Raw genomic sequence first — 18,055 nt, 5'->3', positions numbered from 1 at the left:
GATGGCCGCCGGTCACCGAGACGGCGTCCACCGTCTCGGTGCGCAACTCGTCTGCGAACTGGCGGAGCTGTTCGGGCTTGAGGGCCCGCAGCTTGGCTGGCGTCGGACAATGGTCGAGCAGCGGGGTCTTGGTGGCGGTCACGTCGTGATGGTCCTCAAGCTCTGGTCAGGCGCGGCGCGCGACGACGAAGTCGGCGACGGCCTTCAACATATCGGCACGCCCATCGAAAATGTCCAAGTGCTGCGATGCCTGATGGGACAGCATTTCCGCCTGGGCGCGGGCACGGTCGCGGCCGAGGATCGACACGAAGGTCGCCTTCCCGGCCTGGGCGTCGCGGCCGACGGTCTTTCCGGTTTCTTCCGCCGTGCCTTCCACGTCCAGCAGGTCGTCGACGATCTGGAAGGCCAGCCCAAGGTCGTGGGCATAGGCGCGCAGCGCCGTGCGCTGCGGCGGGTTGGCCTTGCCCAGAATGCCGCCGGCCTCGCAGGAGAAGGCGATCATCTCGCCGGTCTTCATGCGCTGCAGCCGGGTGGTGGTGCCGAGATCGAAGCTCTCATGCTCCGCGATCAGGTCCAGCATCTGGCCGCCGACCATGCCGTGGCCGCCGGCCGCCTTGGCCAGCGCCGACACCAGCTGGCAGCGGATATTGGGGTCCTCATGTGTCGCCGGGTCCGCCAGCACCTCGAACGCCAGCGTCAGCAGACCGTCGCCGGCCAGGATGGCGGTCGCCTCGTCGAACTGGCGGTGGCAGGTCGGCCGGCCGCGGCGCAGCTCGCCGTCGTCCATCGCCGGCAGGTCGTCATGGACCAGCGAATAGCTGTGGACCATCTCCACCGCGGCGGCGGCGCGGATGGCGCAGTCCGGATTGACGCCGAACAGCGCCGCCGACTGCATCACCAGGAATGGGCGCAGCCGCTTGCCGCCGTTCAGGCAGCCATAGCGCATGGCGTCGAACACCCGCGCTTCCGCCAGATCGGTGGTCGGCAGCAGGGCGCCGATCTTCATCTCGACGGCCTGCGCGATCTCCGCCATGGCGGACTTCAATTCGGTCTGGGAAATGGTCTGCACGTCAGTCGATCCGGGCGGGTTCGGTGCCGAGGGAGCCGTCGGCGCTCACGGTGATGCGGTCGATCTTGGCCTGCGCCTCGCGCAGCTTCATCTCGCAATGGCGCTTCAGCGCCGTGCCGCGTTCGTAGGAGGAGATGGCGTCGTCGAGCTTGCCGCGGCCTTCCTCAAGCTGGCGGACGATCCGCTCCAGTTCGGCGAGCGCATCCTCGAAGCTGAGGGCGGCGATGTCGGGCGGAATGGGTACAGCAGAGGCGGAAGGGGGCATGTCGGACTGAACCATCGATGGAACCTCAAGCCCGCGAAGGTATGCCCCGCCCTCGTCCTGCGCAAGGCCCGAGGCACTCCCGTACCCCGCCCCTTGCGGACTATGTGCCGCCACTGTGCGGCCTATGCGTTCGGGCAGCCCCTCCCCCGTTCGGGAGAAGGGGACCGCCGTCGCGCGGGGAAGGTCCCGGTCAGCAGTACATCAGTTCGCGCACATGGGCCGCGCTTGCCGACGCCAATGCCCGAAGGTTGTAGCCGCCTTCCAGCACCGAGACGATCCTTGCGCCGCAATGGGTGCGGGCCAGTTCGCCCAGCTTGCGGGTGGCCCAGACGAAGTCATCGTCGATCAGGTGCAGGCCGGCCAGCGGATCGCGCGAATGGGCGTCGAACCCGGCGGAGATGATCAGCAGGTCCGGCTTGAAATGGTCGATGGCCGGCAGGATCACGTGCGTCATCGCGTGCCGGAACTCCGGCGACCCGGCCATGGCCGGCAGCGGCGCGTTGACGCAGTTGCCGTACTCCCCCTTTTCCCCCGCATCGCCGGTACCGGGATAGAGCGGCGACTGGTGGGTGGAGCAATAGAGCATGTCGGGATCGAACTGCAGGATGTCCTGTGTCCCGTTGCCGTGATGGACGTCGAAATCCATCACCGCCACCCGCTGCAGCCCATGGGCGGCACGGGCGTGGAAGGCGCCGACGGCGGCGTTGTTGAACAGGCAGAAGCCCATAGCCTTCTCCCGCTCCGCATGGTGGCCGGGCGGGCGGACGGCGCAGAAGGCGTTGCGCGACTGGCCGGTCGCCACCGCGTCGACCGCGGCGCAGACCGCGCCGGCCGCACGCAGCGCCGCCTCCCCCGATCCGGGCGAGACGACCGTGTCGGCATCGACGCCCGCATGCTCCACGTCGGGGATCAGCGACAGCACGCGGTCGATGTGCGACTGCGGATGCGCCCGCAGAAGCTGTTCAACCGTGGCGCGCGGCGCCTCCTGCCGTTCCAGCATGTGGAACTCCTCCGTCTCCAGCGCGGCGAGCACGGCGCGCAGGCGGTCGGAGCATTCGGGATGACCGAGACCCGTGTCGTGCTCCAGGCACGCCGGGTGGGTGAACAGGGTGGTGAACATCGATTTTTCGGTCGTTATCGTTGGTTTTCGGGCGGCGATTGCAGCGTTTCCGAAAACCATTCTTCCCGGATCGCTAATGAAAGTACAGGCTGAATCCAGGACGATTCGTCACAGCCCACTTTCGGGAACCGGGGCAATCCGTGCCCCCCTGCGATCGGGGTATAACCGGTGCGGAGGATCGCTGGTTCAGGCCACCCGTTCGATGACGAAGCGCAGGACGCCGTCCTCTTCGGTGACGGACAGCAGGCGGTTGCCGGTCGCTTCGCAGAACGCCGGAAAGTCCTTGCGGGCGCCGGGGTCGGTCGCCTCCACCGTCAAAGTGTCACCGACGGCGATGGTCTTGATCGCCTTGCGCGCGCGCAGAACGGGCAGCGGGCACTGCAAGCCCTTGGTATTCAAAGGATGGTTGGTCATCGCGGAATGCTACCCGACCGGCCGGCCGCTGTCACGACGGATGCTGTGGCGCGGCCGGGCCTGCCATTACAAATGATTATCGTTAACAACCGAAGGCTGATATATCTGTAGCGGCTCTGTTTCGCGGTGCGAGAAAAACGGCGCTCCGCCGATGATGGCGACGCTCAAGCCGCCGCATGCGCCAAGCAGCGGCGCGGTCGCTATGCCGGATTCCCACAGGTGGACAATAGCCGCAAGATACGAATATACTAGGATACGAACATTTTTCTTTGCCGGGCCGTGCAACGACGGCTCAGGCATAAAACGAATCGGAACGGACAGGGCGACGGTAGAGCGATGAAGATCGAGGATTTGCAGGCCAACGCCCGCCGGGCAAGTGCGCTGTTGAAGGCGATGTGCAACGAGCGGCGCCTGCTCATCCTGTGCCATTTGAGCCAGGGCGAGCGGTCGGTGGGCGAGTTGGAGGATCTGGTCGGGCTCAGCCAGTCGGCGCTGTCCCAGCATCTGGCCCGGCTGCGCAACGACAATCTGGTCCGCACGCGGCGCAGCGCCCAGAACATCTACTATTCGCTGAATGGACACGAGGCGCAGACGATCATGACGACGCTGCACGGCCTCTACTGCACGCCCGCGGCGGAGGACGCCGACAGCGACGGCCGCAGCGGCGACTCGGCCGCCGACCAGTCCGACCTGCGCACCGCAGCGGCCGGCTGATCGCCGGACGCCGACTTCTCCGCCGCCGACCGCCTCGTCTTCACGGGCGCAAGCCTCAGCCGCGCGCCCGCAGAGCCGCGACCGCCAGCGCCAGCCAGCCCAGCATGAAGCTCCATCCGCCGGCCGGCGCCGTCATCGGCACCGGCAGCGGTCCGACGGTGCCCAGCGCGTAGAGCGTGCCGCAGAACAGCAGAATCCCGGCGACGAACAGCCATCCCGCGATCCGCAGGGCCAGCCCGCCCATCGCGCCGTTCCCGATCCGGCTCCCCCCAATCCGGCTCCCGAGCGCCACCAGCAGCACCAGCGCCAGCGCATGCGCCATCTGATACTGCCCGGCGATGCGGAACCATTCCTGCGCCTGTGGCTGGGCGGCCAGCGCGTGACTGGCATAGGCGCCGGTGCCGACCGCCATGGCGCCGTTCAGCGCGGCGAAGACGATCCAGATCCGGTCGATCACTCCCACGGGCGTCCTTCCCTTCCTTCGCGCCACCGCCGGCCCGTGTTTAGAGCCCGGGGCAGTGTTATGCTGACGCCTGTCTACACGCAGCCCGCCCGTGCGAGCAAGAAACGACCATGACGCCCACGCCCCCCACTCCCGCCCCGACACCACTGGTCAGCATCGTCACCCCCACCTGGCAGCGCGAGGAGTTCCTGCCGCGCCTGCATGCCTGCATCCGGGCACAAACCCATGGCGAAATCGAGTGGCTGGTGTTCGACGACAGCCCGCGCCCATCGGCCTACCTGAAGGCGCTGGCCAATCCGCGGCTGAAATATTTCTATTCGCCCCGCCGCTACGCCATCGGCGAGAAGCGCAACATCCTGGCCGAGCATGCCAAAGGATCGGTGATCGTCCACATGGACGACGACGACTTCTATGCGCCGACTTATGTGGAGCGAATGCTGGACTGGCTCGACCGGGGACATGATCTGGTGAAGCTGTCCGGCTGGTTCCTCTACAGCGTGCCGCACCGGCGCTTCGGCTATTGGGACACGGCGCGCGGCGGCTCGCACCACCGCTGGGGCCGGCAGGCCTGCAGCTATGTCGAGGCGCCGGAGGCCCCTCCCTCTCCCGACAATCTCGACGGTTACGGCTTTTCCTACGCCTACCGGCGCGCGGTGTGGGAGGCGGTGCGCTTCCCGGCGGTGAACGCCTGCGAGGACGCGCCGTTCGTCAAAGCCGCGCGCGAACGTTTCCGCGTCGGCGCCTTCCCGGACACGGAGGGGCTGTGCCTGCACACGCTGCACGCCCGCAGCACCAGCCTGTGCCTGCCGCAGTACGAGTTGCCGCCGCTGCTGATGGATCGGCTATTCGGCCCGGAAGCGGCCGCCTACACCTGAACGTCGAGGAACATGCCGCGGCGATAGTTGCGCGGCAGCGTCAGCACGCCGTTGACCACCAGGGCGGCCAACTCACGCAGGCTCGGAACCCGTTGCCGTCCCTGCTGGACGACGCCTTCGGCACGTGCCCGTGCGCCGCTCGCGGCAACACGGCCGCCACCGGAGTCGGGGCGGATCAGCTCGTTCGAACGGTCACCGGTGCGTCTGGTCTCTACCATGGAGGTTATTTACCATTAATGCCGCGCAGGGGGAATAGGTGCCGGCTGTGACAATAACCGTTTGAACCCAAGCGGATAGCGCCCGCAGCCACCGGTCGGCTGCGGCAAGCCGTCCGGGCCGCGGATATTTGGCCTAACGCAATTTCGATAGTGGTAGGATTTCCTTTACGTTTAGAATGCGAACCTTCGGTAGACATATTATTTCGCCGGGTGCGCAGCGTCACGCCGTTCCACCCCACCGAGATTTCCGCCCCACCGCGAGCCTTGCCGAGGCATCATGACATCGGACGTCGCACGCTTCCTTGGCTTCGCATTTGCCAATGCGGATGTGCTGATCGAGGTGGACGCCCGCGGAATCATCGGCTTCGCCGCCGGCGCCCTGCAGCATGTCCTGGGCATCACCGATGCCGACCTGATCGGCCAGCCGGTCGACCGGATGCTGGCGGCCGGCGACCGCGGGCTGGTGCGGCGCCTGCTGCGCACCGCCGGGTCCAATCGGCGGCTGGAGCCGCGGACGGTCGCCCTGGCCGGCGGGGCGCAGGCCACCCTGTCCGGCTATCGGCTCGGTCGCTCGCCCAACGTGCAGCTGACGCTGACCCGGTCGGAAAGCAAAGGAGCCGACGCGCCGGCCCGCGACGCGGAGACCGGGTTGCTCGACCCCGAGGCCTTCCAGGCGCAGTTGGGCGAGCGCTTCGGCGTCGATGTCGGCCAGTCGCCGCCGAAGCTGACCCTCATCAAGATCGCCGACTTCGGCGAGGTCAAATCGCGGCTGGGCCCGGAACTGACGCTGCGCCTGCTGGGAGAGGTCGGGGCGCTGCTGCGCGTCCACGCCGCCGACGACACGCTGGCGACCCGGCTGGGGGAGGACCGTTTCGGCCTCGTCCACGGCAGCGACCTGTCGGCCGGCGCACTCGCCGACGAAATCGCCGTGACCGGCGCCGGCCTGTCGCCGGACGGCCAGCCTCTGGCATCGGAAAATCTGACGCTCGACATGTCCGCCCCCGGCCTCAGCCGCGAGGATGCCGGGCGCGTGCTGATGTTCACGGTGAAGAGCTTCGCCGAGGAAACGGCCAAATTCGACATCTCCACCATGCACGACGCGGTGAAGCTGCTGGTCGACCAGACGGTGACGCGGGTGACCAGCCTGCGCACCACCCTGACCGACGACCGGCTGAAGCTGCAGTTCCAGCCCATCGTCTCGCTCGCCACCCGCGGCCTGCACCATTACGAGGCGCTGGCCCGCTTCCCCAACGGCGCCCCCGGCCCGACCATCGCCTTCGCCGAGCAGATCGGCATGGTCCATGACGTCGATTTGCTGGTCTGCGAAAAGGCGCTGGAGACGCTGAGCGCCGATCCCTCGCTGCAAATCGCCGTGAACATGTCGGCGGCTTCGCTTGGCAGCGACATCTTCGTGGTCGCCTTCCAGCGGCTGGTCGCCCGCGACCCGGCGCTGCGCTCCCGCCTGCTGGTGGAGGTGACCGAATCGACGGGCCTGACCGACCTGCCGCGCGCCGCCCGCGTGCTGGAGGAGTTGCGCCGCGCCGGCCACCGCATCTGCCTGGACGATTTCGGCGCCGGAGCGGCGTCCTTCCCCTACATCCAGGCCCTGCCGGTCGATTTCGTGAAGATCGACGGCAGCTATGTCCGCCGGCTGGGCGGCAGCCCGCGCGACGACGCCATCCTGCGCGCCATGGTCGGGCTGTGCCGGGAGATCCGCGTGCAGGTGATCGCCGAGATGGTGGAGACGCCGGACCAGGCGGCGCAGCTCAACGCCTGGGGATTCGAGCTGGCCCAGGGCTATCATTTCGGCAGACCGGCCGACCGCCCGGCCTACAAGCCGGCCAGCCTGTTCACCTCGCCGGGGGCCGCCCGTCCCGGCCTGTCGGACGGCTGGGCCTGAGGCCGCCCCAAATCTATGACCGACGCCATACGACCAAATCTTTTCCTTCCGAGTGGAATGAAAGCCGGAGCGGCGACGTTCATCGGCTCATGAGGGGACAAGATACCCCCGACACCAGGAGGACGCCGGAATGACTGGCCGCTTTGGTTTTGGATTGAAAGCCGTGGTTCTGGGCGCTCTGGTCGCCGGATCGATGCTGGGCGCCACCGTCAGCCCGGCCGCCGCCGATGGCGGCTGGCGCGGCGACCATGGCCGCGAATGGTATGGCCCCGGCCGTGGCGGCCATGAGTGGCGCGGGTGGGACCGCCCCCATCACCGTCACCATTGGCGCGAGCGCGGCGCCTACTACGCCCCGCCGCCCGTCATCTACGCACCGCCCCCGGTGGTCTACGCGCCGCCGCCGCGGGTGATCTATGCCCCGCCGCCCGTCGTCTACGCACCGCAGCCGGTGGTCCCCGGCTTCGGCCTCAGCGTCAACATCCGCTGACGCAACGGCGCTGACGCAACGGCCCACCCGGCGAAAAGGACGGCTTCCGGCAGAGCGCTCCCCGCATTATGGTGCGCCCCGTTCGGTAAAGCCGCCCCCGCCGGGGCGCAGCAGCCAGGGAGACGGGCTTTGCGGGTTCTTAGTGTGTGCGCCGCGGTGGTGGGCAGCCTTTCCATCGCCTTCGGGATCGCCGGCACGGTTGCCGGTTCCGCCGATGCGGCCGAGCCCCGCCTGATGGCGGCGCTGGGCAACACCGTGCTGACGATGACCGACATCGGGCCGAATCACACCCAGGTGTCTGTGAACGACAAGCCCGTGTTCGAGGACAAGGAGAGCGACATGCTGTCCTTCGTCGGCGCCTATTCCCTGAAGGACCGTTGGATCGCGCTGTTCCAGGCCGACACCGGCGCCAAGGACTGCCCCACCCGCTTCCGCATCCTGGAGGTCGGCGGTCCGCAGCCGCTGGTCTCCTATCCCTTCGGGTCGTGCAGCGATGCCGCCCAGGTCACCATCGACAACGATGTCCTGACCATCTCGATGCCGCAGCCCGCTGGCGGGGGCGAGGCCGCCTGGACCTACCGCAACGGCAAGATCGGCCGCAGCAAGTGAGCAATCGGCACGGCAGGGTTCCGCGTCCCGCGCCGTGTCCCTTGCCATGTCCTTCGATTGACGGCGGCAGGCGCAGCTTTTAAGGTCCGGACCTCCGCACATTCCCGTTCCGGGACAGGAAGTTCGCCCCATGATTGCCAGCAGCGCCAGCCGGCCGAGCCGCCGGCCCAACACTCCGCTCTTCTCCTCGGGTCCCTGCGCGAAGCGTCCGGGCTGGTCGCTCGACGCGCTGGACGGCGCGCTGCTCGGCCGCTCCCACCGCTCCAAGCCGGGCAAGGCCAAGCTGAAGGAGGTCATCGACCTCACCCGCGCGGTGCTGGGCATCCCCGGCGACTATCGCATCGGCATCGTCCCAGCCTCCGACACCGGGGCGGTGGAGATGGCGCTGTGGTCGATGCTGGGTGCCCGCGGCGTCGACATGCTTGCCTGGGAAAGCTTCGGCAAGGAATGGGTGACGGATGTCGCCAAGCAGCTGAAGCTGCCGGACGTCCGCAACCTGATCGCCCCCTATGGCGAGCTGCCGGACCTGTCGGCGGTCGATTTCAGCCGCGACGTCGTCTTCACCTGGAACGGCACCACCGCCGGCGTGCGGGTGGCCGACGGCGACTGGATCGCCGACGACCGCGAAGGGCTGACCATCTGCGACGCCACCTCCGCCGCTTTCGCCATGGCGCTGCCCTGGCACAAGATCGACGTCGCCACCTGGTCCTGGCAGAAGGTGCTGGGCGGCGAGGCGGCGCACGGCATGCTGGTGCTGAGCCCGCGCGCCGTCGAACGGCTGGAGAGCTTCCAGCCCGACCGGCCGCTGCCGAAGATCTTCCGCCTGACCAAGAACGGCAAGCTGATCGAAGGCATCTTCGAAGGCGACACCATCAACACGCCGTCGATGCTCTGCGTCGAGGACGCCATCGACGGCCTGCGCTGGGCCCTGTCGCTGGGCGGCCTGACCCAGCTGATCCGCCGGTCGGAGCAGAACCTGCGCATCGTCGCCGAATGGGAGGAGACCAGCCCGTGGGCCGGCTTCCTGGCCAAGGATCCGGCGAACCGCTCCTGCACCTCGATCTGCCTGCGCTTCACCGACCCCGACGTGACCGCTTTGACCGAGGAGGCGCAGGCCGCCTTCGCCAAGAAGCTGTCTGCCCTGCTGGAGAAGGAGGAGGCCGCCTTCGACGCCGGGTCCTACCGCGACGCGCCTCCCGGCCTGCGCCTGTGGGGCGGGGCCACGGTGGAGAACGAAGATATGGAGGCGGTGCTGCCCTGGCTCGACTGGGCCTTCGCCACCGTCAAGGCGGAGGTTCTCGGCCCCAAGCAGGGCTGAGGCCGATCAAGCGCAAGCCGGGCCTTAATCCACAGCCCTGTTCCACCCCCTCAAAAAGCCCCACCGTGGCACGACCGCCACGGTGGGGCTTTTTGCAGGGGCGGCTCTTGTGCTTTGCAGCAAAGGTTCGGGCCGGAAAACCGTTCGTACACCGCAGCATTTCTGCACCAGTGTGACCAGCCCAACGCGCGTTCCGACCTCGCGAGCTTGACCATGGTTATCCACAGAACCGTGGACAAGGTGGTGGATAAGCCTGTTGAACCATCGGTGCCGCCTGTCCCGAAACCGTCATGGAGGAAACGGGACCGATTCGCCCCGGCGGTCGCCGGACGGGCGGGGGCGGTTCCCCGGTTGAGGCACCGCCCTATCCCGAAGATGGTCTGGCAGCCTGTCGGTTGTGTCCCGACTCTTGGAAGGGATTTCCGGCGGTCCCGCTGCGGTGCGGCAACGCCGGTGCAACGACGGAAGGGCTCGGGAACGACCATGGCGCACTACCTCATCACCGGCGGCTGCGGGTTCATCGGCTCGCATCTGGCCGACCGGCTGCTCGCCGACGGGCACCGGGTGACGATCCTCGACAACATGTCGAGCGGCCGGCTGGAGAACAAGCCAAGCGCCGCGACGCTGGTGGTGGGCGACGTCGCCGATCCCGATGCGGTGCGCGAGGCGATGGCCGGCGATTCCGGGGAGGGCGTCGACGGCGTCTTCCACCTCGCCGCCGTCGCGTCGGTGCAGAAATCGCGGGAGCTGTGGGCGGAGACCCACCGCACCAACCTGCTGGGCACCGTCACCGTGTTCGAGGCGGCACGCGACGCCAAGCGCGGCAGCCCGGTCCCGGTGGTCTACGCTTCCTCCGCCGCGGTCTATGGCGACAACACCAACACGCCGCTGAAGGAGGACGAACTGCCGCGCCCGCTATCCGCCTATGGCGTCGACAAGCTGGGCTGCGAGATGCACGCCCGCGTCGCCTGGGCGATCCAGGGGGTGCCGACGGTCGGCTTCCGCTTCTTCAACGTCTATGGCCCGCGGCAGGACCCGATGTCGCCCTATTCCGGCGTCATCTCCATTTTCGCCCGCCGGGTCGCCCGCGGCGAGGACGTGGAGATCCACGGCGACGGGCAGCAGGTCCGCGACTTCGTCTTCGTCGGCGACGTGGTGCGCATCCTGGCTCTGGCGATGGAGCGGCGCTTCGCCGGGTCGCAGGTCTACAACCTCTGCACCGGCCGCGCGACCTCGCTGGTGATGCTGCTGGAGGTGCTGCAGGAACTGTGCAACAGCAAGGTCCGCCGCCGCCACACCGAACCGCGGGCCGGCGACATCCGCGTGTCGATCGGCGACCCGTCGCTGATGCGCTCCACCTTCGACACCATGTGTCAGGTCGGCCTGCTCCAGGGCCTGAGCGCCACCCTGACCGGCCGCATGCCTTGAGGGTGGTGCCATAGGCGGGTATGACGGGGGTGGATTGAAGAGGTGAGCAGTGCATGACGACGTTGGCGAAATCCCCCTCTCCCCCCCGGGGAGAGGGTCGGGGTGAGGGGGATGCGCGGCGTGGCTTTGCCAAGCGCTTGGAACTTCTCGCCATCCCAAACTCCACTCGATGCTTCCCCCTCACCCTAACCCTCTCCCCGGGGGGGAGAGGGGATTGGTCCTGGGTGGCTTGAACATGGCCCGCCGCCGTTCCCTGCCCCTGCGGGCACTGTTCGTCATCCTGGCGGTCCTCGCCGTCGTCGCGGTGGCGGAGCGGGTCCACATCATCCCGTCCGGCACACTCGATCGCCTGCTGGGGCAGGAGCCCCACCGCCCGCGCCAGCCGCGCAAGCAGGAGCAGGCCGAACCACCGCCGCCGGTCGTCGCCCAACCCACCGACAAGATCGACTATGCCGACGTGGCGCGACAACTCGACGGCATCCGGGTGGAGCCGGAGAAGCGCCGAGGATACGACCGCGATGCGTGGCCGCACTGGCTGGCGCTGGAGGGCGGCTGCCTGAATTCGCGGGAGAAGGTGCTGATCCGCGACTCCCGCCGTCCGGCGACGCTCGACGCCAAGGGCTGCAGCGTGAAGTCCGGCGACTGGCTCGACCCCTACACCGGCGAACGCTACACCGACCCGCAGATGGTCGACATCGATCACCGGGTGCCGCTGGAAGAGGCCTATGCCAGCGGCGGCTACGACTGGAGCCGGGAGAAGCGCGCCGCCTACGCCAACGACACCAGCGACCCGCTGACCCTGCTGGTCTCCAGCCGCGAGGCCAACCGCGCCAAGGGCTCCAAGGGGCCGGAGGAGTGGCTGCCGCCGAAGCGCGACGGCATCTGCCTCTATGTCGCCGACTGGATCCTGGTGAAGGCGCGCTGGAGCCTCAGCATGGACGAGCGGGAGCGGGTGACGGTCGGCAACATCCTGAACGACTGCCGCGCCTCGGCCGGGCAGCAGCGCTGACGCAGCCCTGCCCTGTCCGCTGCTTTGTTGGGCGCACCACCGGTTTCGCGCTACCGTCCACCCAAGAAATGGGAGGGATGCATGAACCAGGAACCCAACGCCCTGTGGCGGGAAAGCGCCGCCACCCTGGCCGAACGGCTGGCGAAGCGGGAGCTGTCGGCGCGCGAAGCGGTCGAGGCGCATCTGGCGCGGATCGCCGCGGCCGAACCGGCGCTGTCCGCCTTCATCACCGTCGCCGCCGACACGGCGCTGGCCCGCGCCGACGCGCTGGACGCCCAGCCGGCGCCCGTCGGACCGCTTCATGGCCTGCCTGTGGCGGTGAAGGACCTGACCGACACCGCCAGCATCCGCACCACCTACGGCTCGGCGCTCTATGCCGATCATGTGCCGGCCAGCAGCGACATCGCGGTGGCGCGGATCGAGGCAGCGGGCGGCATCGTCATCGGCAAGACCAACACGCCGGAATTCGGCTTCGGCGCCATCTGCCGGAACCGCCTGTATGGCCCGACCCGCAACCCGGCCGATCCCGCCCTGACCTCCGGCGGGTCGAGCGGCGGGTCGGCGGCGGCGGTCGCGGTCGGCATGGCCCCGCTGGCGCACGGCACCGACTATGGCGGGTCGGTGCGGATCCCGGCCAGCTTCTGCGGCGTCGCCTCGATCCGGCCGACGCCGGGGTTGATCCCGGCACCCGGCCGCGCGCTGGGCTGGGACACGCTGGCGACCCATGGCGTGCTGGCCCGCGACACCGCGGACTGCGCGCTGCTGCTGTCGGCAATGGCCGGCAGCGACCTGCGCGACCCGACGTCCCTGTTCGGTGACCGCGACGACGGATCGGAGACGCGGCTGGGCGCCACCGCCGATTTCGGCGTCGCCACCGTCTCCCAGGCGGTGCGGGAGCGCTTCGCCGAAGCTGTGGAGCGGCTGGAGCGGGCCGCCGGGCCGGTGGCGCGCCGCCATCCCGACTGCGGCGACGCCATGGCGACCTTCCGCACGCTGCGCGCCGCCCAGACCCGACACGCCTTCGGCCCGATGCTGGCCAAACATGGCAAGGCGCTGACCGACACCATCCGCTGGAACATCGAGGCCGGCGCCGGCATCACCGCCGACGCCTATCTGGAGGCGCAGGCCGCCCGCACCGCGCTCTACCGCCGCTTCGTCGCGCTGTTCGATGAGATCGACGTGCTGGCTGCCCCGGCCTGCGGCGTGCTGCCCTGGCCGAACGAGGACGGCGAGGTGACGGTGATCGACGGCCGGCCGGTGGAGACCATCCTCGACTATATCGGCGTCACCGCCGTCGTGACGCTGATCGGTTTCCCCGTGCTGACCCTGCCGGTCGGCGGAGACGGGCTGCCCTTCGGCATCCAGCTGGTCGCCCGGCCGGGCGAGGAACGGCGCCTGATCCGCATGGGCCAGATGCTGGAGCGGGAGGCGGGGTTCACCCACCGCTGGGCCACCGCTTGGGCTCCCTGACCGGACACCTGCCGCCGGGACATGAACCGCGGCAGGTGACAGCGAATTCATGCCTTCGGGGCGGCAAAGGGTGGTAATCGGCAGATCATGTGCTGACCGCTTGCGAGTGCCCGACCGATGCCCGCGCGTGCATACACCCCGCCTGCTCCCACCGGACGCCTGTCCGCCGCCCGCCATTTCCTGTCCGACGTCTGGCGCCTGACCAAGCCCTATTGGTCGTCGGAGGAGAAATGGGCGGCGCGCGGCCTGCTGGCGGCGATCGTCGTCCTCAATCTGGCGGCGGTGTTCATGGAGGTCTGGTTCACCCAGATCAACGCAGACATCTTCAACGCGCTGCAGGAGAAGGACCAAAGCGGCTTCATCCAAGCCCTGCTGGTGTTCGGCGGGCTGGCGCTGGTCTTCATCGCGGTGGCCGTCTATCGCCTTTATCTGAACCAGATGCTGCAGATCCGCTGGCGGCGCTGGCTGACCGAACGCTATCTCGGCGATTGGCTGGAGAATCAGACCTATTACCGGCTGCAATTCGCCAACACCGGCACCGACAACCCCGACCAGCGCATCGCCGAGGATCTGCGCAGCTTCGTCCAGTTGACGCTGAGCCTGTCGCTGGGCTTCCTCACCAATCTGGTCTCGCTGGTCTCCTTCCTCGCCATCCTGTGGAGCCTGTCGGGGTCGGTCACCATCCCGTGGCTCGGCATCGATCTTCCCGGCTACATGGTGTGGGTGGCGCTGGTCTATGCCGTCGCCGGCACCTGGATCACCCACCGGATCGGCAAGCCGCTGGCGCGGCTCAGCTTCGACCAGCAGCGTTACGAGGCCGACTTCCGCTTCGCCCTGGTCCGCCTGCGCGAGAATGCCGAGAGCGTCGCCCTCCAACAGGGCGAGGCGCAGGAGGCGCGCGGCTTCGGCGACCGCTTCGCCCGCGTCGTCGCCAACTGGTGGTCGCTGATGCGCACGCAGAAGCGGCTGGTCTGGTTCACCTCCGCCTATGGCCAGATCGCCGTCATCTTCCCGCTGCTGGTCGCCGCCCCTCGCTATTTCAGCGGCGCCCTTCCGTTGGGCTCGCTGATGCAGACCTCGCAGGCCTTTGGGCAGGTGCAAGGCGCGCTGTCCTGGTTCATCGACGCCTATGTGAACCTCGCCGACTGGCACGCCACCACCAGCCGTCTGACCGGCTTCCACCATGCGGTACAGGCGGTGCGCGCCGCCAGCCCCGACCATGCGGGGGTGGAGCGCGCGGCGGCCACGGACGGCGCCCTGACGCTGGACGGGCTGGCCCTGACCCTGCCCACCAGCGGAACGCCGCTGGTCCGCGCCGACCTGACCGTGCAGCCGGGCGACACCCTGCTGATCACCGGCCCTTCCGGGTCGGGCAAGAGCACCATCCTGCGCGCCATCGCCGGCATCTGGCCCTTCGGCCGCGGCCGCATCGCCCTGCCGGCCGGCGGCACGGCCACCGTCAACGGCAGCATGGTCCTGCCGCAGAAGCCCTATCTGCCGATCGGCACCCTGCGCGCCACGGTCACCTATCCCGCCCCTCCCGACGCCTTCGAGGCGGAGGCGGTGCGCGAGGTGCTGGACGCCGTCGGCATGGCCGGCTTCGCCGACCGGCTGGACGAAGAGGACCACTGGTCGCAGCGCCTGTCCGGCGGCGAACAGCAGCGCATCGCTATCGCCCGCGCCCTGCTGCACAGGCCCGACTGGCTCTATCTGGACGAGGCCACCTCCGCCTGCGATCCGGAGACGGAGGAACGGCTTTACGGCCTGCTGCGTGCCCGCCTTCCCGGCACCACCCTGGTCAGCGTCGGCCACCGCCCCAGCCTCGCGGCCTTCCACGAGCGCCGGCTGACGGTGCGGCGCAATGGCGACGGGATCGGGGATCTGGCGGCAGTGTAAACTACGCGGGCGGCTGCTCCCGCCGCGCCTCCGTCAGCAGCCACTGTCGGAAGGCGGCGAAGGGCGGGTGGTTGGCCTTGCCGCGGGGGTGGACGAGGTAATAGGCCCGCGCGCTGCGGTGCGGCCGGTCGATGGCCGGGACCAGGGTCCCGTCGTCCAACTCGGCGCGGACCAGCAGGGTCGGCAGCAGGGCGACGCCCAGCCCTGCCTCCGCCGCCTGGGCGGTTGTGGCGAATTGCTCGAACACCATGCCGGCACCGGGGCGCGGCGGCAGCCCCTGGGCCGACAGCCACTCGTTCCAGGCGTCGGCGCGCGTGCTGGTGTGCAGCAGCGGCAAGGACAGCAGATCGGCAGGCTCCGCCACCGGATGGGCGCTGAGGAAGGCCGGCGAGCAGACCGGCAGCACCTCCTCGTCCAGCAGATGGTCGCAGACGGCGTCGGGCCAGTCGCCGAAGCCGTAATGGATGGCGGCATCCAGGTCATGCAGGCGGAAGTCGAAGGGCGCCAGCTTGGTGGTGAAGTGGATCGTCACCTGCGGATGGGCGGCCTGGAAGGCCGGCAGCCGCGGCACCAGCCAGCGCGTGCCGAAGGTCGGCAGGATGGCGAGGTTCAGCACGCCGCCCTTGGGCGCGGCGATGGTCCGCACGGTGGCCGCCGCGATCTGGCGCAGGGCGTCACGGATCGGGTCGGCGTAGAGCGCCCCGGTCGGGGTCAGCGTCACCCGCTGGCCCTTGCGGGTGAACAGCGGGGTGCCGATCTGGTCCTCCAGCGCCTTGATCTGCCGGCTGACCGCGCCTTGCGTCAGCGAAAGCTCGGCCGCCGCGGCGGTGAAACTGCCGGTGCGGGCCGCCGCCTCGAAGGCGGTCAGCATGCTCATCGAGGGGAGGAGGCGGCGCTGCAGATCCATGACCTCTTCATTACCAAAGCTCATGACCTGTGGAAAGAAAGTCGTTTGCGCCCTGGCGCGCGGCACGGCACGCTCGCTATCCTGGAGATCCTGAACAGGCGGGGCGGCATCGCGATGAAGACCGGTGGTCAGTTGGTCGTCGAAGCGCTGGAGGCGCAAGGCGTGCGGCGGGTGTTCGGCGTGCCGGGCGAGAGCTATCTCGCCGTGCTGGACGCCCTGCACGACAGCCCGATCGAGATGGTCGTCGCCCGCCACGAAGGCGGTGCCGCGATGATGGCGGAGGCGCAGGCCAAGCTGACCGGCCGCCCCGGCGTCTGCCTTGTCACCCGCGGTCCCGGCGCCACCAACGCCGCGTCCGGCATCCATGTCGCGCAGCAGGACGAAACCCCGCTGGTCGTTCTGGTCGGCCAGATCGAGCGCGGCATGCGTGGCCGCGACGCCTTTCAGGAGGTGGATTACGGCAAGCTGTTCGGCGGCATGTGCAAATGGGTCGCCGAGATCGACAGCGCCGACCGCGTGCCGGAGATGATCTCCCGCGCCTTCCACACCGCGATGGCCGGCCGCCCCGGCCCGGTGGTGCTGGCCCTGCCGGAAGACACGCTGACCGAGACCGCCGACGTCGAGATCGCCCCGTTCGCGGAACCGGTGGAGTGCGCCCCCACGCCGGCGCAGCTGGCGTCCTTCGGCGCGCTGCTGGCCAAGGCGGAACGGCCGCTTCTGGTTGTCGGCGGTTCCCGCTGGACGGCGGAGCAGGTGGCGGCGCTGCAGGGCTTTGCCGAAAAGCTGTCGCTGCCGGTGGCGGTGACCTTCCGCCGACAGATGCTGTTCGATCATTGCCACCCACTCTATGCCGGCGACATCGGGCTGGGTATCAACCCGAAGCTGACGGCGCTGGTCAGGGACAGCGACCTGCTGATCCTGCTGGGCGACCGCTTCTCAGAAGTGCCGTCGCAGAGCTACGACCTCCTGGGCATCCCGGATCCGGGGAAAGCGGTGGTGCATATCCACCCGGGGGCGGAAGAGATCGGCCGCGTCTATCGCCCGACGCTGGGCATGGTCGCCACCCCGGCCGGCTTCCTCGACGCGGTGGCGGAACTGAGCCTGAGCGCGAAGCCGGACTGGAAGGCCCGCGCCGAAGCCGCGCACGCCGCCTATGACGCCTGGAGCACCCCGCCCGACTCCATCCCCGGCGACGTGCAGATGGGCCGCATCATGGCCTGGCTGGACGAGCGGCTGGAGCATGACGCGATCTTCACCAACGGCGCCGGCAACTACGCCACCTGGATTCACCGTTTCCACCGCTTCCGCCGCTTCGGCACCCAGGCGGCGCCGGTGTGCGGGTCCATGGGCTACGGCCTGCCCGCCGCCATCGCCGCCAAGCTGCAGCATCGCACCCGCGACGTGCTGTGCTTCGCCGGCGACGGCTGCTTCCAGATGACGGGGCTGGAGTTCGGCACCGCCGTTCAGGAAGGGGCCGCCGTGATCGTGCTGGTCGTCGACAACGGCATGTACGGCACCATCCGCATGCATCAGGAGCGCGAGTATCCCGGCCGCGTGTCCGGCACGCGGCTGCAGAATCCCGACTTCGCCGCCTTCGCCCGCGCCTATGGCGGCCATGGCGAGACGGTGGAGACCACCGACCAGTTCGCCCCGGCCTTCGAACGCGCCCGCGCCTCCGGCCTGCCGGCGATCATCCACATCAAGCTCGACCCCGAAGCCCTGACCCCGACCCGGACACTCTCCGAGATCCGCGCGGCGGGGAAGGGGAAGTGATTTAACACTCTCCACCACCTAAGTCCCCTCTCCCCCCGGGGAGAGGGTTAGGGTGAGGGGGAAGCACCGCAGGATTTTCGCAAAAGTCCCGCCACGCATCCCCCCCACCCCCCCCCCCTC

At 69.0% G+C, this 18,055-nt stretch carries 19 protein-coding genes; 11 read left to right on the top strand and 8 right to left on the bottom strand.

Translation table 11 applies throughout. The annotated features are described in order from the left end of the window. The 5 genes from TSH20_RS32860 to TSH20_RS32840 form a co-directional block, all read right to left on the bottom strand. Nucleotides 1-142 (bottom strand): 1-deoxy-D-xylulose-5-phosphate synthase N-terminal domain-containing protein (locus tag TSH20_RS32860; protein WP_146207507.1); only part of this gene is annotated, 142 nt, incomplete at its 3' end. Between the two features lie 24 nt (nucleotides 143-166). Continuing rightward, nucleotides 167-1,069, bottom strand: a complete 903-nt coding sequence (locus TSH20_RS32855; RefSeq protein WP_199230796.1) for a polyprenyl synthetase family protein — start codon at nucleotides 1,067-1,069, stop codon at nucleotides 167-169. Between the two features lies 1 nt (nucleotide 1,070). Continuing rightward, nucleotides 1,071-1,349 (bottom strand): exodeoxyribonuclease VII small subunit, encoded by a 279-nt coding sequence (locus TSH20_RS32850; RefSeq protein WP_247871697.1) that lies wholly within the window; start codon nucleotides 1,347-1,349, stop codon nucleotides 1,071-1,073. 175 nt (nucleotides 1,350-1,524) lie between these two features. Beyond that, on the bottom strand, nucleotides 1,525-2,454 hold the full coding sequence (locus TSH20_RS32845; protein WP_109048709.1) for a histone deacetylase family protein: 930 nt from the start codon (nucleotides 2,452-2,454) through the stop codon (nucleotides 1,525-1,527). 186 nt (nucleotides 2,455-2,640) lie between these two features. Further along, nucleotides 2,641-2,868 carry a sulfurtransferase TusA family protein gene (locus tag TSH20_RS32840; protein ID WP_109157638.1) on the bottom strand — a complete coding sequence of 76 codons (228 nt, stop codon included), beginning with the start codon at nucleotides 2,866-2,868 and terminating at the stop codon, nucleotides 2,641-2,643. Between the two features lie 336 nt (nucleotides 2,869-3,204). Here TSH20_RS32840 and TSH20_RS32830 point away from each other — a divergent pair, with 336 nt between their 5' ends. After that, entirely contained in the window at nucleotides 3,205-3,582 is a 378-nt protein-coding gene (locus tag TSH20_RS32830) for a metalloregulator ArsR/SmtB family transcription factor (protein WP_109157640.1), read from the top strand. A gap of 55 nt (nucleotides 3,583-3,637) precedes the next feature. Here TSH20_RS32830 and TSH20_RS32825 read toward each other — a convergent pair whose 3' ends face one another. After that, nucleotides 3,638-4,039, bottom strand: a complete 402-nt coding sequence (locus TSH20_RS32825) for a DUF423 domain-containing protein (RefSeq protein WP_247871698.1) — start codon at nucleotides 4,037-4,039, stop codon at nucleotides 3,638-3,640. 116 nt (nucleotides 4,040-4,155) lie between these two features. On the opposite strand from TSH20_RS32825, the gene TSH20_RS32820 reads away from it, so the two are divergent. Next, nucleotides 4,156-4,920 carry a glycosyltransferase family 2 protein gene (locus tag TSH20_RS32820; protein ID WP_109157642.1) on the top strand — a complete coding sequence of 255 codons (765 nt, stop codon included), beginning with the start codon at nucleotides 4,156-4,158 and terminating at the stop codon, nucleotides 4,918-4,920. Here the strand turns inward: TSH20_RS32820 and TSH20_RS32815 are convergent. Continuing rightward, on the bottom strand, nucleotides 4,911-5,138 hold the full coding sequence (locus TSH20_RS32815; protein WP_109150303.1) for a hypothetical protein: 228 nt from the start codon (nucleotides 5,136-5,138) through the stop codon (nucleotides 4,911-4,913). The genes TSH20_RS32820 and TSH20_RS32815 overlap by 10 nt on opposite strands. A gap of 277 nt (nucleotides 5,139-5,415) precedes the next feature. Here TSH20_RS32815 and TSH20_RS32810 point away from each other — a divergent pair, with 277 nt between their 5' ends. From TSH20_RS32810 to TSH20_RS32775, 8 genes are all read left to right on the top strand, one after another. Beyond that, nucleotides 5,416-7,038 (top strand): EAL domain-containing protein, encoded by a 1,623-nt coding sequence (locus tag TSH20_RS32810; RefSeq protein ID WP_109157643.1) that lies wholly within the window; start codon nucleotides 5,416-5,418, stop codon nucleotides 7,036-7,038. Between the two features lie 130 nt (nucleotides 7,039-7,168). Continuing rightward, nucleotides 7,169-7,525 carry a hypothetical protein gene (locus TSH20_RS32805; RefSeq protein ID WP_109157644.1) on the top strand — a complete coding sequence of 119 codons (357 nt, stop codon included), beginning with the start codon at nucleotides 7,169-7,171 and terminating at the stop codon, nucleotides 7,523-7,525. 129 nt (nucleotides 7,526-7,654) lie between these two features. Further along, complete coding sequence (locus tag TSH20_RS32800) at nucleotides 7,655-8,134, top strand: hypothetical protein (protein WP_247871699.1); 480 nt, start codon at nucleotides 7,655-7,657, stop codon at nucleotides 8,132-8,134. A 130-nt stretch (nucleotides 8,135-8,264) separates the two neighbouring features. Then, nucleotides 8,265-9,452 (top strand): phosphoserine transaminase, encoded by a 1,188-nt coding sequence (locus TSH20_RS32795; RefSeq protein ID WP_199232152.1) that lies wholly within the window; start codon nucleotides 8,265-8,267, stop codon nucleotides 9,450-9,452. 483 nt (nucleotides 9,453-9,935) lie between these two features. Continuing rightward, the gene (locus tag TSH20_RS32790; protein ID WP_109157645.1) at nucleotides 9,936-10,880 is read left to right on the top strand and encodes an SDR family NAD(P)-dependent oxidoreductase; all 945 of its coding nucleotides are present in this window, start codon (nucleotides 9,936-9,938) and stop codon (nucleotides 10,878-10,880) included. 235 nt (nucleotides 10,881-11,115) lie between these two features. After that, nucleotides 11,116-11,889 carry an HNH endonuclease family protein gene (locus TSH20_RS32785; RefSeq protein ID WP_109157652.1) on the top strand — a complete coding sequence of 258 codons (774 nt, stop codon included), beginning with the start codon at nucleotides 11,116-11,118 and terminating at the stop codon, nucleotides 11,887-11,889. 81 nt (nucleotides 11,890-11,970) lie between these two features. Next, nucleotides 11,971-13,359, top strand: coding sequence for an amidase (locus tag TSH20_RS32780; RefSeq protein ID WP_109157646.1), 1,389 nt, complete (start codon nucleotides 11,971-11,973; stop codon nucleotides 13,357-13,359). A 117-nt stretch (nucleotides 13,360-13,476) separates the two neighbouring features. Beyond that, complete coding sequence (locus TSH20_RS32775; protein ID WP_109157647.1) at nucleotides 13,477-15,255, top strand: ABC transporter ATP-binding protein/permease; 1,779 nt, start codon at nucleotides 13,477-13,479, stop codon at nucleotides 15,253-15,255. Nucleotide 15,256: 1 nt separating this feature from the next. Here the strand turns inward: TSH20_RS32775 and gcvA are convergent, their stop codons facing one another. Beyond that, nucleotides 15,257-16,162: a transcriptional regulator GcvA gene (gene gcvA, locus TSH20_RS32770; protein WP_109157648.1), complete on the bottom strand. Its 906-nt coding sequence runs from the start codon at nucleotides 16,160-16,162 to the stop codon at nucleotides 15,257-15,259. Between the two features lie 114 nt (nucleotides 16,163-16,276). Here gcvA and TSH20_RS32765 point away from each other — a divergent pair, with 114 nt between their 5' ends. After that, nucleotides 16,277-17,935, top strand: a complete 1,659-nt coding sequence (locus TSH20_RS32765) for a thiamine pyrophosphate-binding protein (protein ID WP_109157653.1) — start codon at nucleotides 16,277-16,279, stop codon at nucleotides 17,933-17,935. Nucleotides 17,936-18,055 lie beyond the last annotated feature (120 nt).

Origin of the sequence: Azospirillum sp. TSH20, from assembly GCF_003115935.1 — a bacterium.
Taxonomy (GTDB): Bacteria; Pseudomonadota; Alphaproteobacteria; order Azospirillales; family Azospirillaceae; genus Azospirillum.
This window is presented reverse-complemented; position numbering and strand designations above follow the sequence as displayed.

Bases quoted from the DNA above. Each gene is read 5' to 3' on its own strand.
- TSH20_RS32850 (WP_247871697.1), bottom strand. From the start codon at position 1,349: ATGGTTCAGTCCGACATGCCCCCTTCCGCCTCTGCTGTACCCATTCCG.
- TSH20_RS32845 (WP_109048709.1), bottom strand. From the start codon at position 2,454: ATGTTCACCACCCTGTTCACCCACCCGGCGTGCCTGGAGCACGACACG.
- TSH20_RS32840 (WP_109157638.1), bottom strand. From the start codon at position 2,868: ATGACCAACCATCCTTTGAATACCAAGGGCTTGCAGTGCCCGCTGCCC.
- TSH20_RS32830 (WP_109157640.1), top strand. From the start codon at position 3,205: ATGAAGATCGAGGATTTGCAGGCCAACGCCCGCCGGGCAAGTGCGCTG.
- TSH20_RS32820 (WP_109157642.1), top strand. From the start codon at position 4,156: ATGACGCCCACGCCCCCCACTCCCGCCCCGACACCACTGGTCAGCATC.
- TSH20_RS32815 (WP_109150303.1), bottom strand. From the start codon at position 5,138: ATGGTAGAGACCAGACGCACCGGTGACCGTTCGAACGAGCTGATCCGC.
- TSH20_RS32810 (WP_109157643.1), top strand. From the start codon at position 5,416: ATGACATCGGACGTCGCACGCTTCCTTGGCTTCGCATTTGCCAATGCG.
- TSH20_RS32805 (WP_109157644.1), top strand. From the start codon at position 7,169: ATGACTGGCCGCTTTGGTTTTGGATTGAAAGCCGTGGTTCTGGGCGCT.
- TSH20_RS32795 (WP_199232152.1), top strand. From the start codon at position 8,265: ATGATTGCCAGCAGCGCCAGCCGGCCGAGCCGCCGGCCCAACACTCCG.
- TSH20_RS32790 (WP_109157645.1), top strand. From the start codon at position 9,936: ATGGCGCACTACCTCATCACCGGCGGCTGCGGGTTCATCGGCTCGCAT.
- TSH20_RS32785 (WP_109157652.1), top strand. From the start codon at position 11,116: ATGGCCCGCCGCCGTTCCCTGCCCCTGCGGGCACTGTTCGTCATCCTG.
- TSH20_RS32780 (WP_109157646.1), top strand. From the start codon at position 11,971: ATGAACCAGGAACCCAACGCCCTGTGGCGGGAAAGCGCCGCCACCCTG.
- TSH20_RS32775 (WP_109157647.1), top strand. From the start codon at position 13,477: ATGCCCGCGCGTGCATACACCCCGCCTGCTCCCACCGGACGCCTGTCC.
- gcvA (WP_109157648.1), bottom strand. From the start codon at position 16,162: ATGGATCTGCAGCGCCGCCTCCTCCCCTCGATGAGCATGCTGACCGCC.
- TSH20_RS32765 (WP_109157653.1), top strand. From the start codon at position 16,277: ATGAAGACCGGTGGTCAGTTGGTCGTCGAAGCGCTGGAGGCGCAAGGC.